General features: G+C 43.0%; 12 protein-coding genes. All 12 read left to right on the plus strand.

What is annotated here, in order from left to right:
• Positions 1 to 17: 17 nt before the first annotated feature.
• The 12 genes from J0L83_14145 to J0L83_14200 all read left to right on the plus strand — a co-directional run bounded on the left by J0L83_14145 (position 18) and on the right by J0L83_14200 (position 18,366).
• Positions 18 to 593 (plus strand): RNA polymerase sigma-70 factor, encoded by a 576-nt coding sequence (locus tag J0L83_14145; GenBank protein MBN8665718.1) that lies wholly within the window; start codon positions 18 to 20, stop codon positions 591 to 593.
• 72 nt (positions 594 to 665) lie between these two features.
• Positions 666 to 1,796: a FecR family protein gene (locus tag J0L83_14150; protein MBN8665719.1), complete on the plus strand. Its 1,131-nt coding sequence runs from the start codon at positions 666 to 668 to the stop codon at positions 1,794 to 1,796.
• 18 nt (positions 1,797 to 1,814) lie between these two features.
• A complete protein-coding gene (locus J0L83_14155; GenBank protein MBN8665720.1) occupies positions 1,815 to 2,000 on the plus strand; it encodes a hypothetical protein in 186 nt (61 codons plus the stop codon).
• 13 nt (positions 2,001 to 2,013) lie between these two features.
• A complete protein-coding gene (locus J0L83_14160; GenBank protein MBN8665721.1) occupies positions 2,014 to 5,301 on the plus strand; it encodes a TonB-dependent receptor in 3,288 nt (1,095 codons plus the stop codon).
• Positions 5,302 to 5,326: 25 nt separating this feature from the next.
• On the plus strand, positions 5,327 to 6,838 hold the full coding sequence (locus J0L83_14165) for a RagB/SusD family nutrient uptake outer membrane protein (GenBank protein ID MBN8665722.1): 1,512 nt from the start codon (positions 5,327 to 5,329) through the stop codon (positions 6,836 to 6,838).
• A 40-nt stretch (positions 6,839 to 6,878) separates the two neighbouring features.
• On the plus strand, positions 6,879 to 7,691 hold the full coding sequence (locus J0L83_14170; GenBank protein MBN8665723.1) for a LamG domain-containing protein: 813 nt from the start codon (positions 6,879 to 6,881) through the stop codon (positions 7,689 to 7,691).
• A 93-nt stretch (positions 7,692 to 7,784) separates the two neighbouring features.
• Complete coding sequence (locus tag J0L83_14175) at positions 7,785 to 11,054, plus strand: VCBS repeat-containing protein (GenBank protein MBN8665724.1); 3,270 nt, start codon at positions 7,785 to 7,787, stop codon at positions 11,052 to 11,054.
• 2 nt (positions 11,055 to 11,056) lie between these two features.
• A complete protein-coding gene (locus J0L83_14180; protein MBN8665725.1) occupies positions 11,057 to 12,487 on the plus strand; it encodes a glucosylceramidase in 1,431 nt (476 codons plus the stop codon).
• A 10-nt stretch (positions 12,488 to 12,497) separates the two neighbouring features.
• Complete coding sequence (locus J0L83_14185) at positions 12,498 to 13,949, plus strand: glycoside hydrolase family 30 protein (protein ID MBN8665726.1); 1,452 nt, start codon at positions 12,498 to 12,500, stop codon at positions 13,947 to 13,949.
• Between the two features lie 8 nt (positions 13,950 to 13,957).
• Positions 13,958 to 15,616: an Ig-like domain-containing protein gene (locus J0L83_14190; GenBank protein ID MBN8665727.1), complete on the plus strand. Its 1,659-nt coding sequence runs from the start codon at positions 13,958 to 13,960 to the stop codon at positions 15,614 to 15,616.
• Positions 15,617 to 15,644: 28 nt separating this feature from the next.
• A complete protein-coding gene (locus J0L83_14195; protein ID MBN8665728.1) occupies positions 15,645 to 16,949 on the plus strand; it encodes a beta-glucosidase in 1,305 nt (434 codons plus the stop codon).
• Between the two features lie 4 nt (positions 16,950 to 16,953).
• On the plus strand, positions 16,954 to 18,366 hold the full coding sequence (locus tag J0L83_14200; protein ID MBN8665729.1) for a beta-glucosidase: 1,413 nt from the start codon (positions 16,954 to 16,956) through the stop codon (positions 18,364 to 18,366).
• The last annotated feature ends 1 nt before the right edge of the window (position 18,367 follow it).

The raw sequence follows: 18,367 nt of genomic DNA on the forward strand, positions 1-18,367 counted from the left end.
TTATCCTGTTATAAGAGATGCATTACGACAGCTTGCACATACATGAATTACAGCATGCCATCGCTACACGCGAAGACCAACAGGCATATGCAGAACTATTTGCAAGGTTTGCGCCACAGTTAATCCGGTTTACCAAAACCATTGTTCAGCAGCAGCAAGTAGCGGAAGAAATTGTATCTGATGTATTTATCCGTATTTGGGAAAAGCGTAAGTCGCTCGATCATGTGCAGCATTTGAAAATGTATCTGTATGTATCGGCCAGAAACTTTGCTGTTAATCATTTAAGAAGTAAGAATAGGCAATTCTCGCTTCAGGTAGATCAGTTGGAGCTGGACATGGCCGCCATCAGCGCAGACCCCTTTGAGCAAACAGTTGGGGCAGAAGTAAAGCAGGAATTACTTCAGGCTATCCAGGAATTGCCTGATCGCTGCAAAATCATTTTTAAGCTGGTGAAGGAAGACGGACTGAAGCAAAAGGAAGTGGCCGAACTGCTACACCTTAGTCCAAAAACCGTTGAAAATCAATTAGCTATAGCGTTGAAAAAACTGGCAGATGCTGTCCAGTCTGCTGCTTTGTTTCGTTCCAGAAAATAAGTTAAAGAAATTTGAAAACCCTTTGGGGGATGGGAAGCTTTTTCCTGTCTTAGCCAAATTGAACCCGATTGTATGCCAGATAGAATTTGGTACTTATTGAGCCTCAAACTTTCCGGAGAAGCTACAAAAGCTGAGCTGGATGAGTTTTATGCTTTGCTGGAAGCCAATCCTGAATTGGAGGAAGCGGTTCAGCAAATCACGCTTTACTGGCTGCAAAAAAGTACTGTTACCAATGAGGATGCTTCCCAGGATTTATGGGAAAAACATCTGCATCGCATGGAGCAATCCGGTATTGAATGGGCTTCACCGAGCATCGAATTAGCAGCTGATTCAGCTCTTGAAATAGATCGATCCCCCCGCATCTGGTTATGGCGCAGTGTGCGCGTAGCAGCAGTTTTTCTATTTGCTTTAGCAGGTTGGTGGATATTCCGCCCAGCTAGTGAAACAAAGCGGGAAATTGCTGCCATCAACCAGAACCAAGTTTCAACGCGCCCGGCTTCTAAAACCAAGCTCACATTGCCGGATGGCAGTAAGGTATGGTTAAACGCCAGCAGTAAACTTACTTATGGCAATGGCTTTGGCGAAAAGCATCGTGAAATCTGGTTAGAAGGTGAGGGCTATTTTGATGTAGCTAAAAACAAACAGATTCCATTTGTAATCCATACTTCACGTATGGATGTTCGTGTTACCGGTACTGTATTTAATGTACGTGCCTATGCGCAGGAGCCTACATCTGAAACAGCATTGATTGAAGGTTCTGTTGAGGTAACACTCTCTAATGATAAGAGTAAGAAATTCTACTTGAAGCCCAAGCAGAAATTGGTAGTTGACGAGCATGGCCTGGTGAACAGTGCTAAAGAAATGCCTAGCCTTCGTGTTACACCAGCTGCTTTTACTGCCAGCTTACAAGCGCTGGCCAAGCCTTTGGAAGACAATCAGGTTGTTGAAACGGCCTGGGTTTATAATATGCTTTCTTTCTCTGACGAATCATTCCGTCAGGTTGCCAATAAGTTTGAGAAATGGTATGCTGTGGAGATTCGATTTGAAGATCCTGAGCTGGAAGACCTGCGCTTTACAGGAAGTTTTCGCGATGAAACACTTGCTGAAGCCTTGAAAGCCATGCAGTTAACAACTCCGGGTACACCATTTGGATTTGTTGTTAGGGAAAGACAGGTAACGATACAGAAAGCCAGACCAAACTAATATGAAATAATAAAACGATTGATAACTAAAAAAGAAGGGAAAGATGCTGCCACATCTTCCCCCGATTTGAAAAACTATGAAAGAAACTTGCCGATTCCATCAGCAGCCTTCAATGGCTGGCTGTTTAAGCTCAACCTTTTAATTTTTCAACATGAAAGTACACCAAAGACTGCTTCCGCGGATAAAAAATTCCGCGATGACTAAAATGATGCGGGCCATGAAACTGACGATTGCCTTTTTGCTGTTCGCTTGTCTCAATGTGTATGCTAATGGATTTTCCCAGACCAAAGTGTCTGTGAGTCTCCAGTCTGCAGATCTGAAACAAGCTTTGCAGCAGATCGAAAAGAAAACCCAGTTCAGGTTCCTGTATAATCAGGAAATACTGAAAAAATCTGGTAAAGTATCGCTGCAGGTGAATAATGCTGCGCTCGACGAAGTGATGCGCAAGCTGCTCGCCGGAACTGGTATTAATTACCGATTATTAGATAACGACCTGGTAGTCCTGAATGTAGAGGAAGCTGCAGGCGTTCCTGCTCCACCTCCTGTAAAAGTGAGTGGTCGCATTACTGGTGCTGATGGTCAGCCTGTTTCAGGTGCCAGCATTACCGTAAAAGGCAGCAAGCTTGGTACAGCAGCTGACGCTGAGGGCCGCTTCTCCTTAATAGTAGCCGATGATGCTACTTTGGTGATTTCTGCCGTAGGTTATATCTCTCAGGAAGTATCTGTTCGTAACAGAACGGATATCAGTCTGGTATTGCAGGCTGCTCCTGCTAACCTGAATGAAGTGGTGGTGATTGGTTATGGTAACGCTAGCAAGCGCGACCTGACCGGTTCTATTGTAAAGATTGCAGGTAAAGAAGTAGCAGATAAGCCCAACCCTAACCCAGTTGCATCATTGCAGGGTAGAGTGGCTGGTCTTTCTGTAGTAAACTCAGGTACGCCTGGTGCTGAACCAGATATTCGTATCCGCGGTACAGTAAGTATCGGTGGTATCCGTCCATTATATGTTGTGGATGGTATCTGGAACGATAATATCAACTTCTTAAACCCTAATGATATCGAGTCTATTGAAGTGTTGAAAGATCCATCTTCACTGGCCATCTTCGGTGCACGTGGTGCAACAGGTGTAATTGCCATCACTACTAAGAAGGCTAAGTCTGGTCAGGTGGTCGTAAACTTCAACTCTACTTTTGGTTTCAAGAAACTGGTTGACAAAATTGCCATGGCAAATTCCGCTCAGTTCAAAGAACTCTTTGATGAAGAGCAAACCAATATTGGTGTTCCTGCTAACCAGCGTTTTGATTATACGCCTTGGACAGGTAATACTGATTGGATTGATGCAATGACACGCACTGGTGGTTACTCTGCCAATAACCTGAGCGTAAGTGCCAGCACAGATAGAAACAAATTCTATATGGGTGTTGGTTTCATCACAGATGAAGGTGTGGTTAAGCACGAAAAATTACAGCGTATTAACCTCAACCTGAGTGATGAGTATAAAATCAGTAAGACTTTTAAAGTTGGTTTCAATGTAAGTGCAACCCGTCAGCGTCTGCCTTTCAGCCAGGCCAACGGTCTGCTGTATGATGCACGCCGCGTATTGCCAATTACAAATCCTTATGATGAAGCAAGAGGTTTGTACTCTGAACTCGCTATCCAAAATGCACAGATCAGCAACCCGCTGATGAACCTGGAAATGAAGTGGGACAAAGAACTGCGCTATGAGAACCGTGTTGTAGCGAGTGCTTTTGCAGAAGTAAACTTCCTTCGTCATTTCAACTTGCGTAGTGTATTGTATGTAGATGCCAGCAACCTGACATCCAGAACATACAATCCTATCATTTATACATTCAATCCAGCAAACGGCTCTGGTAGTCCTTCTTTCGTTGACAGAAACAACCGTTTCACCAGCGTATCTCAGAATACACAAAACTGGTCAAAACTGCAGCAGGATCATATCCTGACCTATAAGCGCAATTTTGGCGATCATGGTCTTACTGCTATGGCTGGTTTAACGACTTATTATACTGATTACCGTGGTTTGTTCGCATCAGCAAGTCAGGCTTCTAACGGTGATCCTATCCCTGCTGATAAGCGTTTCTGGTATATTGACAATGGTTTTGTTGATCAAACAACACGCAGAAGTAGTTCTGCGCAAACGGAGCGCGCACAGGTATCTGGTCTGTTCCGTTTGTTGTATAACTACCAAGGAAAGTATATGCTGAATGCTTCTTTCCGTCGCGATGGTACTTCTGCATGGAGACCTGAAAATGGACAGTGGCAGAGCTTCTACTCAGTAGGTGCTGCATGGGAAGCAACTAAGGAGAAGTTCATGGAGAATCAGCAGATATTCGACTTCCTGAAAGTGAAAGCATCTTGGGGTATCCTGGGTGTGCAGAACACTTACGGTTTTGATTATCCTGCTTATCCTGCATTGCAATCTGGTAACACAGCCGTATTCGGTAACGTGATTGCTCCTGCTTATTCACTGGCTTACAACGTAGATCAGAACCTGCGTTGGGAAACTGTGGATGCTAAAGAAATCGGTATTGAATTCAACATGCTGAAGAATAAACTGCATGGTGAAATCACTTATTACGACAAAACAACCCGTGATCTTTTGTCTCTGGTACCAGATGGAAACAACCGTCAGCGTTTAAGTAACGTAGGTACATTGAGCAATACAGGTATTGAATTATCTGCAAGCTACTCACACAAAGTGAACAAGGACCTGTCCTTCACTGTTGGTGGTAACCTTACAACATTCAAGAATAGAATGGGTGAAACAACTTTCAAACTCACTGCAAGTGAAGAAAGACCAAACCAAACAGAGCAGGGTTATCCTGTTGGTTACTTCTTCGGCTATGTAGTTGAAGGTTTGTATCAGAGCTATAACGACAAACTTTCCTCTCCAAGAGTTGTTGGTTATGAGTACGGTCCTGGCGATTTCAAGTATAAGGATGTAAATGGTGATGGCATTATTGATTCAAAAGACAGAACATTAATTGGTAATCCTACACCAGACTTCATGTACGGGTTGAACGCAAATATTACCTACAAGGGTTTTGACCTGAGCATGGATTTCAATGGTGTTTACGGTAATGAAATCTATCGCTTCTGGGGTAGCTCAGAATTGCCCTTCACTACATTTAACTATCCTGCATTCAAAATGAATCGCTGGAGAGGTGAGGGTACTTCTAACTGGGATCCAATCCTGGGTGCTAACAGAGCGATTAACCGTTTACCAAGTACTTATGGTATTGAAGATGGTAGCTATTTCCGTCTGAGAAATATTCAGGTAGGTTACAACTTCAGCTCAGCTACGCTTGCTAAAGCATGGATTAAGAGTCTGCGCGTATTCGTAAACGCACAGAACCTGAAAACATGGAAGCGTAACTCAGGTTATACACCAGAGTTTGGTGGTACTGCTACTTCATTCGGTATCGATAATGGTAACGGTCCGCTGCCAATGGTGATTACCGGCGGTATCAACGTAAACTTTTAATAATAAACATCTATAAACAGATAATATGAAAAGAAAAACCTTACTGTGGAGCCAATGGGTAATGGCTATTCTGTTGGTGGGAACTTTGGGTGCTTGTAGTAAGTTCCTGGACAGAAAACCACTAAACGCTACACTGGAAGACCTGAATCAGGGTGGTCTGGAAGGTCAGATCTATGGTCTGTATGGTGCAATCAGAAACGGTGATGTTGCCGGACAAGGTTTCGGTGGTATTCCTTGGCTGGCTATGAACAACTTCCGTTCTGATGATTCTGAAAAAGGTAGCTCTGCGGCAGATGGTGCAGACTGGGGTGTGATCTATGATCAGTTCCAGTATGTAAAAGACCATTGGAGCAATACTACTTATTGGGATCAGCACTATGTGCTGATTGGTCAGGCAAATACTGCATTGCAGATTGCTGACTCACTCAAGCTGACTGATGCAGCTTCTCAAATCAACAGAGCTGAAGCCCGTTTCTTCCGTGCTTTCGCATATTTTGATCTGGTACGTGCTTTTGGTGAAGTGCCTAAGATTGATTTTCGTGTATACAGCGCAGTAGATGCACAACGCCCTAAAGCAAGTGTAGCAGAAATCTATGCCTTGATTGATGCCGACCTGCAGTTTGCTGCAGCAAACCTGCCACTCAACTGGAAAAACGCTGCGGGCTCAAGCAGATTCCCTGGTCGTTTAACCAAGGGTGCTGCACAAGCATTGGCTGCTAAGACACAATTGTATCGCCAGAACTGGAGTGCTGCATTAACGCTTTGTCAGAATGTGATTAGCTCTGGTGAGTATTCTTTAACAGCTAATTACGATGATATCTGGAAAGAAGCTGGTGAGAACAACAGCGAGTCCATCTTCGAAATTCAGGCAAGTATTGGTGCCAATAACGCCGATAACTATTTCAGCTGGTATGCTATTGCACAAGGTGTTCGTGGTAGCGGCGACTGGGATCTGGGTTGGGGTTGGAACACACCAACACAAAACCTGGTAGATGCTTTTGATGCAAACGACCCTCGTTTGAAATCAACAGTATTGTATTCTGGTCAGGCAGATCGTTATGGCAAAACCGTACCATCTTTCCCTGCAATTCCTCGTATGTACTGGAACAACAAAGTGTATCCTGAGCCTTCTATGCAAACTTTCACCGCAAACCGTCAGGGTGGTTGGATCAACCAGCGTGTGATTCGTTATGCAGATGTGATTCTGATGGCAGCTGAAGCGGCTAATGAATCAGGCAATGGTACTTTGGCTGCTAATTATCTGGAGCAGATTCGTGCAAGAGCAAGAGGTGGTGCTTCAGGTGTATTACCTGCAATCACATTTGCAAACCAGGCACAGATGCGTACAGCTATTCGCAATGAGCGTCGTGTTGAATTGGCAATGGAAGGCGAAAGATTCTTTGATCTGGTTCGTTGGGGTCAGGCCATTAGCGTTTTGGGTGGTCAGGGCTATCAGAACAAGCACAGATTCTATCCCATTCCACAGCAGGCTATCGATAACTCAGGTGGTAAGCTGATTCAGAACCCTGAATGGTAATTCAAATTAGCAGTCATTGACAAATCATAAATAAACTACAATGAAAAATAAGCTTCAAATATTCTTACACGCTGCCTTGCTGCTGATGGTATTCAGCGCATGTCAGAAAATGGATCGCCCAAAACTGGGCGACTATGCCAAGGATGCGAATCCTCCCGGCGGCCCGTTGAAATTTTATGCAGCTTTCGATGGTGCTGATGTGGATAGTATCCGTGCCAACTTCGCTGCAGATAATCCACTCACTTATGTTGCCGGTATCACCAAGCAGGCGATTAAGGGTGCAGATGGTAAAGCCATTTCTTGGCCTTCTGCTAATGACTTCAAGCAGTCTACCAGTTTCTCTATGTCTTTCTGGATTAAGAACACCGCACAAGCTGGAAGAACAGAATTCTTGTTCTCTCTTGTAGATCCAACTTACAACGGATGGCATTACAGTGCATTGTTTCTGTTGATGGAAAACCAGACAGCTACAAAGGCAACCATGAAAATGGGTCTGATGGATCAGTGGCTGGAAGGTGATTTCAATAAGCCGGTATTTGATGGCAACTGGCACCACATCGTGTATGTATATGATGAAACAACATCTAAGATGACTTACTACTTTGATGGAGCCGTTGTAACAGGTATGACGCCAACTCAAACCGATGTAAAGAAAAACGGTGCTCCAAGAGGTAAACTGGATTTCTCAAAAGCTGAAAAATTCATCATTGGCGGTTGGAACAAGCATGCAAATTCAACTGGCCCTGGCGATGATTGGATTAAATCCTTCACCGGAAGTTTGGATCAGTTCCGTCTGTATGGCAAAGCTTTGTCAGCTGCTGAAGTAACAGCGCTCTACAACAGCAAATTGTAATTCGCCAAAGCGATATAATTCTTATAAAAAGGGTGCCGGTTCTGCTGTGCACCCTTTTTTCTCCTAGTGCATCGAATACGGTAACTTACTAGTATGAATCTGAAACGCATTTTCTCATTGGGATTGGTGCTATCAGCACTATACGCCTGCAATAATGAACAGGGATTGTTTCAGTCCCTGCCCGCAAGCAAGACAGGCATCAAATTCCAAAATACGTTGTATAAGAAAGACACATTCAATATTCTGTATTATTTATACTATTTCAATGGTGGTGGTGTAAGTACCGGTGATATCAATAATGACGGCCTGGCTGATGTATATTTTACTGCCAATCATCCTTCGGGTAATAAATTATACCTGAATAAGGGTGGAATGGTTTTCGAAGACATCACCGAGAAAGCAGGTGTGGCAGGTAGTTCAGAGTGGTGTACCGGTGTTACGATGGCAGATGTAAACGGTGATGGCTGGTTAGATATTTATGTATCTGCTATCAATGGTGTAAGAGGATTGAAGGGAAGGAATGAGTTATTTATCAATAACAAGAACGGCACATTTACAGAAAGTGCAGCGCAGTATGGATTAGATAAAGCAGGCTTTACAACGCAAACAGCTTTTTTTGATTATGATCATGACGGGGATCTGGATTGCTTTATCATGAATCATTCGCAAAGACCACATCAGAACATCCTTGATACCAGTCATAGAAAAGATGTGAGTGATGCTGCGGGTGATTATTTACTCAGAAATGATGTGGCTGCAACCGGTAAGTTTACAGATGTGAGTGCGGAAGCAGGCATTTCGCAAAGCAGTCTGGGTTATGGATTGGGTTTGGCTATAGCAGATTTCAATAATGATGGTTGGGAAGATATCTATGTAGGAAATGATTTTCATGAGAATGATTATTACTACATCAATCAAGGGAATGGAAGTTTTAAAGAAAGCGGCGCAGATCACTTCAGGCATTATAGTCGGTTCAGCATGGGTAACGATGCTGCCGATTATGATAATGATGGACAATTGGATCTGATTACAGTAGATATGCTGCCGCCTGATGAGAAGACGGTAAAGACCTATGGTAGTGATGAGAATCTTGATATCTACCGTATGAAGATTCAGCAGAATGGCTATCAGAACCAGTATTCACGAAATGTTTTGCAGCGGAATAATGGCAATGGTGTAAGCTTCAGTGATGTAGCGGTGATGAACAATATTGCTGCAACAGATTGGAGTTGGGCGCCTTTGTTTGCTGATTTTGATAATGATGGCGTAAAGGATTTGTTTGTATCCAGTGGTATTGTCAAACGTCCGGTTGATCTGGATTATGTACGTTATGTGTCGAGTTTGTATGCACAGCAAAATGTAGACAATACAGACAAGTTTGATGATATGGTGATTGAGAAAATGCCTGACGGGGCAGCTCATCCATTTTTCTTCAAGGGCGATTTGCAAAAAGGTTTCACTGATGTAAGTAAGGATTGGGGTACGGCCAAGATGAAGGGCTATTATAGCGGTTCGGCTTATGCAGATCTGGATAATGACGGGGATCTGGATGTGGTGATCAATAGTATTGATGCAACTGCAACCGTTCTTCAGAACAATGCAAAAGCTGCTACTTATGTAAATATCCATTTGCGTGCTGATTCTGGAAATACATTTGGCTTAGGCGCCAAGGTTTACTTGTTTACAAAAGAGGGCATGCAGTACCAGCAACAAATGTTAACCAGAGGTTTTCAATCTTCAGTTGCACCGGGCTTACATTTTGGTTTAGGCAAACTCACCAGTGTTGATAGTGTATTAATTGTATGGCCTGATCAAACCTATCAGTTGCTGAAAGACATTCCAGCAGGCAAAACCCTTCTTGCTGAAAAGAAACAAGCAGCTGGTCAATTCGATGCGTCCAAATTCCTGCCTGCGATTACAAGTGATTGGGTTGATGTAACAAGTAATATCAATTGTGCCTGGAAGCATAAGGAGGATATATTCCTCGATTTTAATAAGCAACAATTAATTCCACACTTGCAATCAACCCGCGGGCCTAAGATTGCTGTGGCTGATGTTAATAAAGATGGTTTAGATGATATATATGCTTGTGGCGCCAATGAGCAACCTGGTACTTTGTTGTTGCAGACCAAGCCTGGCGTATTTGCACCGATTGATGTACCCGTGTTTGGTAACAGTTTAAATTATGAAGAAGTAGATGCTTTGTTCTTCGATGCCAACAACGATACATGGCCTGATCTCTATGTGGTTAGCGGTGGTAATATGTATCCGAATGCGAGTTTGGCTTTGGCGGATAGGTTATTCCTGAACGACGGGAAAGGTCATTTTCAATTAGCATCTGCCAATTTACCTGCTACGCTGGTGAATAAGAGTTGTGTTCGTGCTGCAGATATTGATCAGGATGGTGATCAGGATTTATTTGTAGGTGTGTTGGCTGATGCCACTTACTATGGTGCACCTCAAACATCTTATCTCTTGTTGAATGATGGTAAAGGGGTATTTAGTATTGCGGATAAGTCAATGGCTGATTTGAATAATATTGGCATGGTTACAAGCGCTGATTTTGCTGATATCAATAAAGATGGTTGGCCAGACTTAGCAATTGCCGGAGAGTGGATGGGTGTTAAAGTATACCTGAATAATAAAGGCAAGTTCAAAGCACAGGAATTGCCTAAGTCAACTGGACTATGGCAGTCTGTACAATTTGCAGATGTGAATATGGATGGTCAGTTGGATATACTTGCCGGTAACTGGGGACAAAACTCCAAGCTCTTTGCAGGAAAGAACGGGCCACTGAAAATGTATGTCAAGGATTTTGATCGCAACGGTTCTGTGGAGCAGGTTGTTTGTTACACTGTTGATGGCAAAGAATATACTTTCTTGGCTAAAGATGAATTGGAACGCTATTTGCCTGTTTTGAAAAAAGCATACCTCACCTATAGTGAAGTAGCAGGTAAAACAGTTGATTATATGTTCTATGATTTATTTAAGGATTATACTGAATTGAAAGCTGAAACCTTAAGTTCAACGGCATTCTTGGGTGATGGAAAAGGCAGCTTTACACCGCAGATATTGCCCAGCGCAGTGCAGGCTTCACCCATATTTAGCTTTATGAAAGCGGGTAATGGTTTTGTAGCGGCTGGTAATTTTTATGGGGTGATTCCTTATGAAGGTCGTTATGATGCATTAAACCCAACTTGGTTTGCTTTTGGCACAAGCGGACAAACAAAAGTGAAACAAGTTGTACATCTCAACGGTGAAGTCAGGGATATGAAAGTGGTGAAGTCTGCAAATGGACAGCAGTGGGTGGTTATTGCGCGCAATAATGCGCCCTTGCAATTTTATCAAGCTGAATTGAAATAACTATGTTAAGCAATCGAAATCTATTTTCTTTAATCGCAAGTGCTGCCATGCTGATGAATGTAGCATGTGGCCAAAAAAAGCCGGTTGAAACACCGGGCTCAGGTACCAATGATGTGGCTATGTGGTTAACCAAGCCTGATCAGTCTGTATTGCTAAAGCAGCAATCAACTGTTTTGTCATTTGGTACAAGTTCGAATACAAACCCAACAATTGATATTGATACCACTACACAATATCAAACTGTAGATGGTTTTGGTTATACATTAACTGGCGGTAGTGCGCAGCTGATCAATGATATGATTGCGAATGATCGTGCTAATCTCCTTAATGAATTATTTGGTAATGGTGCCAATAGTATCGGTATCAGCTATCTACGTGTTAGTTTGGGTGCTTCGGATTTGAGTAGTGCTGTTTTTAGTTACAATGATTTACCATCCGGGCAAACAGATCCTACATTAGCGCAATTCAGTTTGTCATTTGATACTGTGAATGTAGTGCCTGTATTGAAGCAGATATTGGCCATCAATCCAAATATCAAAATTCTGGCTTCGCCTTGGAGCGCACCTGTCTGGATGAAAGACAATAACAGCAGTATCGGCGGTTCACTATTACCACAGTATTACAGTGTATATGCACAATACTTTGTAAAATACATTCAAGCGATGAAGGCCAGAGGCATCACGATTGATGCAGTTACTGTGCAGAATGAACCACAGCACGGAGGTAATAATCCCAGCATGGTGATGTCAGCAGCACAGCAGGCTGATTTCGTAAAAAATCATCTGGGCCCTGCTTTTCGATCAGCCAACCTGAATACAAAAATTATTATCTGGGATCATAATTGTGATAATCCGAATTATCCAATTACCATCCTCAACGATGCAGGCGCCAAACAGTTTATTGATGGCAGTGCATTCCACTTGTATGCGGGTGATATTTCTGCGATGTCAACTGTAAGAAATGCCCATCCTGATAAGAATTTGTATTTCACTGAACAATGGACCAGCGCAGATGGTGATTTTGGTGGCGACCTGATTTGGCATATGCGTAATGTCATCATTGGTAGCATGCGCAACTGGAGTAAAGTAGCGTTAGAATGGAATCTGGCCAATGATCCCAGCTTCCGTCCTTATACACCCGGTGGTTGCAGCAAGTGTAAGGGGGCGCTAACCATTAATGGCTCTAACGTAACAAGAAATGTGAGCTATTATATTGTAGCACAAGCATCCAAATTTGTACCGGCTGGTTCTGTTAGAATCAATAGCACTTTGCCCGGTACGCTCTATAATGTGTGCTTCAAAAGACCTGATGGCAAAAAGGTGTTGATTGTGTTGAATGATGGCAGCCGCTCATCTACTTTCAATATCAAGCACAATGGTAAATGGGTTACTACCACACTCGCTGCAGGCGATGTGGCCACTTATATCTGGTAAAACAAGGAATATGAAAAAACTATTCGTAGCTGGCTTTGCACTCAGCATGATGGCTTGTCAGCAGAATCAATCAACAGCAGTAAACAATGCCACACAACCGAATGGTACTATTACAGTTTATACAACTGCAGATAGTACCAATCTCCGGTTAAGTCTGAATGATACTTTGCAGTTTGAAGAAATGGGTCAACCGGTAGAAACACAGATTTGTGTTTTCGTTGATCCGGACAAAACCTTTCAATCTTATTTAGGTATTGGTGCTGCATTAACAGATGCTTCTGCTGAAACCTTTTTCAAATTACCTGAAGCAAAGCAGCAAGAAGTATTGGATGCTTTCTTCAGTAAGGAAAAGGGTATCGGTTATACAGTTGCCAGAACCAATATCAATAGCTGCGATTTCAGCAGTGATATGTATACCTACGTGAAAGAAGGCGATAAAGAGCTGAGCAGTTTTGATGTTGCACATGATAAAAAATATAAAATCCCTTTTATCAAAAAGGCCATGGCAGCCGCGGGTGGTAAGTTAACACTGTTCGCAAGTCCTTGGAGTCCGCCTGCATTTATGAAGAGCAACAATGACATGCTGCGCGGTGGCAAATTGAAACCTGATTATTACGATAGCTGGGCCAACTATTATGTGAAGTTTATTCAGGCGTATGAAAAAGAAGGTGTGCCTGTTTGGGGTATTTCTATTCAGAATGAGCCGATGGCTACGCAGAAATGGGAAAGCTGTATTTATACAGCAGAAGAAGAAAGAGATTTCTTAAAAAACCATCTGGGTCCTGTTATGCATAAATCAGGATTCAAGGATAAGAAAATCATTGTGTGGGATCATAACCGCGACCTGATGTATCAGCGTGCGCAGATTTATTTCAAAGATCCTGAAGCAGCAAAGTATATCTGGGGTATTGGCTTCCATTGGTATGAGGACTGGAGTGGTGGCACACCGATGTACGATAATATCAGAAGAGTACAGGAAGCTTTTCCAGATAAAAATATTTTCTTCACAGAAGGCTGTGCAGAGAGTTTTGATTCTACCCGTTATAATGCTTGGGTATTGGGCGAAGAATACGGTCGTTCTATGATCAATGATTTCAATAACGGCATGACTGGCTTCACCGATTGGAATATCATTCTGGATGAAACGGGTGGTCCCAATCACGTACAGAATTTCTGTTTTGCACCTGTGCATGGCGACACAAGAACAGGCTCGCTGATCTACACCAATGCTTATTATTATATCGGGCATTTTTCCAAGTTCATTCAGCCGGGTGCAAAGCGCATCATCAGTGCTGCAAGCAGAAGTCAGTTATTGACCACTGCATTTAAAAACCCTGATGGTACAACTGTTGTGATTGTGATGAATCAGAGTAATAAGCCTACAGAATACTACCTCTGGGTAAATGGTAAAGCTGCGAAGACAATGGCATTGCCGCATTCTATTAACACCTTGGTTTATTAATACACATCATGCGTAAACTGAGTTGGATTTTTTTGTTGTTGCTGACTGCTTGTTCTAAAAAACCGGCAGATCAACCAAGTACACCGGTAACGCCTGTCAATTTCTCTATTCAATCATGGTCTGTTGATGGCAGTACGGGTGTAACCAGCTATGTGCATGTGAAACCCAATCCGGTTATCCGTTTGGGGTTTCAGGCACCCATCAATCGTACTACCGTGAATGGTGCGATTAAGCTGAATACAGCTTCCGCTGTTACCGTGCCATATTCAGTTGACTATGCTTCCGGCGATAGTGTATTGATTGTTCAACCCTCTGCAGCGCTTGATTTCTTGAGTCGTTATTCATTGGTTATCGGTACGGGACTTCAATCAAAGTCTGGAGGCAGATTAACATCACCCACAACCATCAACCTCTATACACAAATAGATTCCACAGATAAGTTTGCACGTATTTCGGATGATGCATTGCTAACGCTTGTGCAAAGACAAACCTTTCGTTATTTCTGGGATTTTGCACATCCGGTTAGTGGTTTGGCGCGTGAAAGAAACACTTCCGGTGATGTAGTAACTACCGGCGGTTCGGGCTTTGGTATCATGGCCATACCTGCAGCAGTAGAGCGGGGTTTTATCACACGTGCTCAAGCACTCACCAGAATGCAGACTGTGGTAGGCTTTCTCAAAAACACTGCTCAGAAATTTCATGGAGCTTTTCCGCATTGGTTGAATGGAACAACCGGAGTGGTTGTGCCCTTCAGTGCAAAAGATAACGGAGCCGATTTGGTAGAGACAAGTTTTCTCATGATGGGCTTGATTACAGCGCGTCAGTATTTTAATGATGCTGGTACTGCTGAAACCAATTTGCGGAATGATATCAATACAATCTACAATGCAGTTGAGTGGAGTTGGTTTCGTAAAAATAATGAGCAGGTATTGTATTGGCATTGGAGCCCCAATTTTGCTTGGGATATGAATCTGCCCATTCGCGGCTGGAATGAATGCTTGATTACTTATGTGCTTGCAGCAAGTTCCACCACGCACACCATCCCGAAAACAGTTTATGATCAAGGCTGGGCAAAAGACGGTACTATGCGCAATGGCAATCCTTACTACAATATAACACTGCCATTAGGGCCTAATCTTGGCGGACCTTTGTTCTTTAGTCATTATAGTTTTTTAGGTATCAATCCCACTGGCTTAGTTGATGCTTATGCCAATTACCAGGATCAGGTGGTGAATCATAGTCGGATCAATTTTGAATATTGCAAAGCCAATCCGCGTAGCCAGGTTGGTTACAGTGATCAATGCTGGGGTTTAACCGCCAGTGATATTCCAGGTGTTTACACAGCTAGTTCACCTACCAATGATGTGGGTGTCATCGCACCAACAGCGGCGTTATCATCCATGCCATTTACGCCAAATGCATCTATGGCTGCATTGCGTTTCTTTTATTACAAGCTGGGTGATAAAATTTGGAAAGATTATGGTTTTGTAGATGCATTTCACTTGGGTAATCCATGGTTCGCAGATTCTTTTCTGGCGATTGATCAGGGTCCGATAGTAGTGATGATTGAAAACCATCGATCTCAACTGATCTGGAATTTATTCATGAGCGCACCTGAAGTAAAAGCAGGTATGCGCAAATTGGGTTTCACAGGTCCAAATCTTTGATATGCGACAACTACTCATACTGATCTGCATGGTTGCCATGATGCCTGTTGCAGCACAACAGCAGAAGGGCATACCGCCATTGCCATTGCAGAAAAATTTGTCAGACAGTGCTTTGCTGGATGCAGTGCAGTTGCAGACCTTTCGCTATTTCTGGGATTTTGCGCATCCGGTAAGCGGTATGGCTAGAGAGCGAAGCAATACTTCTTTTGGTTATGGCGATGAAGTAGTAACCACCGGTGGAACAGGATTCGGCATCATGGCTACTATTGTAGCCGTAGAAAGAAAATGGATCAGCAGAGATACTGCAGCAAAGCATCTGCTGAAAATGGTGAACTTTTTATTGAAATCAGATGCCTATCATGGTGTTTTCCCGCATTGGCTGAATGGTGCAACTGGAAAAACCATTCCTTTCAGCAGAAAAGACGACGGTGCAGATTTGGTAGAGACAAGCTATTTATTTCAAGGCCTGCTTTGTGCCAGACAATATTTCACCGCTAACAACCAAGCAGAACGGGAATTGCGCAACCGAATTGGTTGGTTGTGGAATGATATTGAATGGAATTGGTTCACCAATGGGGGACAAGAAGTGTTGTACTGGCATTGGAGTCCCAATAACGGCTGGGCTATGAATTTTCCGGTGCGCGGCTTTAATGAATGCCTCATCATGTATGTGTTGGCAGCAAGTGGCGAAAAATATCCGGTGAGTAGTGCGGTTTATCACCGCGGCTGGGCTGAAAGTAATTTCTTTAAAAATGGCAAAAGCTTTTATGGTATTAAGCTGCCATTGGGTTTTGATTATGGTGGGCCATTGTTCTTTTCACATTATTCTTTTCTGGGACTGGATCCGCGCGGATTGAAAGATCGCTACGCAGATTATTGGGAACAGAACAGGAATCATACACTCATCAACAGAGAACATTGTATTCGTAACCCCAATGGTTTCAAAGGTTATGGTGTGAATGCCTGGGGGTTAACTGCTAGTGATACTTACAATGGATACGCTGCACATTCGCCTACAGAAGACAATGGCACCATTACGCCAACTGCTGCATTGAGCGCATTTCCATATACGCCTGAGTACAGCATGCAGGCTTTAAAACATTTCTATTTTACCAAGGGTAATCAGTTGTGGTCGCCTTATGGTTTTGTGGATGCATACAATGAATCACAAAACTGGGTTGCTGCATCGCATCTGGCGATTGATCAGGGACCAATCATTGTGATGATTGAAAACTATCGTACTGGTTTGTTGTGGAAATTATTCATGAGTTGTCCGGAAATACAAAACGGGTTAACAAAACTTGGTTTTGAAAGTCCTTGGATCAAAAAATAAGTACATGAAACAAGTGTTCTCTGTATTGTTGGCTTCTTGTTGTGTGCTGATAACATCGGCGCAGCCAAATAGCAAAGAGAAAAATAGTATCGCGCCAGTTGGTGTGATAAAAGGTTTGAGTGATGAGGCATTGATGGAAACCGTGCAAAGACAAACCTTTCGTTTTTTCTGGCATTACGCGCACCCTGTTAGCGGATTGGCACGTGAAAGAAGCAATACTGTAAAAGCGCGTTATTACTGGGATTATATCAATGAAGCTTGGGATGAGCCTAATCTGAGTACAACCACTTTTGGCGAAGAAGCATGTGCTATTGGTGGAACAGGATTTGGTATACTAAGTACAATTGTTGCGGTAGAACGTGGCTGGATTGGCAGAGATACTGCTGTAAAACGACTGATCAAGATTGCTGATTTTCTCATTCGTGCAGATGCGTATCATGGTATCTACCCACATTTCATGGATGGTAAAACAGGCAAAGCCATTCCATTCGATCGTTTGGATGACGGTGCTGACTTGGTGGAAACATCTTATCTACTTATGGGCTTTCTCTGTGCGAAAGAATATTTCAACAAAGACAATAGCATTGAAAAATACTTACGCAAAAGAGTGGATCAGATGTGGGGTGCAGCCAATTGGAACTGGCATACCAATGGCGAAAATAAATTGTACTGGCACTGGAGTCCTAACAACGGCTTCGATATGAATTTTCCCATCTGGGGTTGGAATGAATGTTTGATCACCTATGTGCTGGCAGCGGCATCGCCCAGACATGGCATTAGCAAAGCTGTTTATGATGGCACATGGGCCGGTAGTAGTGGCTTTAAAAATGGAAAATCTTACTACGGCTATACTTTGCCACTGGGCAATTTTGATAAAGGCGGCCCGCTTTTCTTTGAGCAATACACATTCATGGGTATCAATCCCAACGGCTTAAAAGATAGCTTAGGTATTGACTATTTTGAGCAGGCCAGAAAGCATACACTGATCAATCGTGCATATTGCATAGAGAATCCTAAAAAATACAAAGGATACAGTGAGTTCTGCTGGGGGCTTACAGCCGGCGATAGCTACAAAGGTTATGTGGCACATTGCCCTGAAGTAGATATGGGCGTTATTCAACCAACAGCAGCCATTGCATCTCTACCATTTACGCCTAAGGAAAGTATGCAAGCCATGCGTTATTTTTATGAGGAGCTGGGTAATAAGATATGGAGCCCTTATGGCTTTGTGGATGGATTCAGTATTCATCATAACTGGTATGCGAAATCACATTTGGCGATTGACCAAGGCCCTATTGTAGTGATGATTGAAAACCATCGTACCCAACTTATCTGGAAATTGTTCATGCAGATTCCGGATGTACAAAACGGATTAAAGAAACTTGGTTTTGTTTTTCCAACAACTACAACTAAATAAT

The organism is Chitinophagales bacterium, from assembly GCA_017303835.1.
GTDB lineage: Bacteria > Bacteroidota > Bacteroidia > Chitinophagales > Chitinophagaceae > JAFLBI01.

Coding starts and splice junctions, on each gene's coding strand:
- J0L83_14145 (MBN8665718.1), top strand. CDS start 18: ATGCATTACGACAGCTTGCACATACATGAATTACAGCATGCCATCGCT.
- J0L83_14150 (MBN8665719.1), top strand. CDS start 666: ATGCCAGATAGAATTTGGTACTTATTGAGCCTCAAACTTTCCGGAGAA.
- J0L83_14160 (MBN8665721.1), top strand. CDS start 2,014: ATGAAACTGACGATTGCCTTTTTGCTGTTCGCTTGTCTCAATGTGTAT.
- J0L83_14165 (MBN8665722.1), top strand. CDS start 5,327: ATGAAAAGAAAAACCTTACTGTGGAGCCAATGGGTAATGGCTATTCTG.
- J0L83_14170 (MBN8665723.1), top strand. CDS start 6,879: ATGAAAAATAAGCTTCAAATATTCTTACACGCTGCCTTGCTGCTGATG.
- J0L83_14175 (MBN8665724.1), top strand. CDS start 7,785: ATGAATCTGAAACGCATTTTCTCATTGGGATTGGTGCTATCAGCACTA.
- J0L83_14180 (MBN8665725.1), top strand. CDS start 11,057: ATGTTAAGCAATCGAAATCTATTTTCTTTAATCGCAAGTGCTGCCATG.
- J0L83_14185 (MBN8665726.1), top strand. CDS start 12,498: ATGAAAAAACTATTCGTAGCTGGCTTTGCACTCAGCATGATGGCTTGT.
- J0L83_14190 (MBN8665727.1), top strand. CDS start 13,958: ATGCGTAAACTGAGTTGGATTTTTTTGTTGTTGCTGACTGCTTGTTCT.
- J0L83_14195 (MBN8665728.1), top strand. CDS start 15,645: ATGGTTGCCATGATGCCTGTTGCAGCACAACAGCAGAAGGGCATACCG.
- J0L83_14200 (MBN8665729.1), top strand. CDS start 16,954: ATGAAACAAGTGTTCTCTGTATTGTTGGCTTCTTGTTGTGTGCTGATA.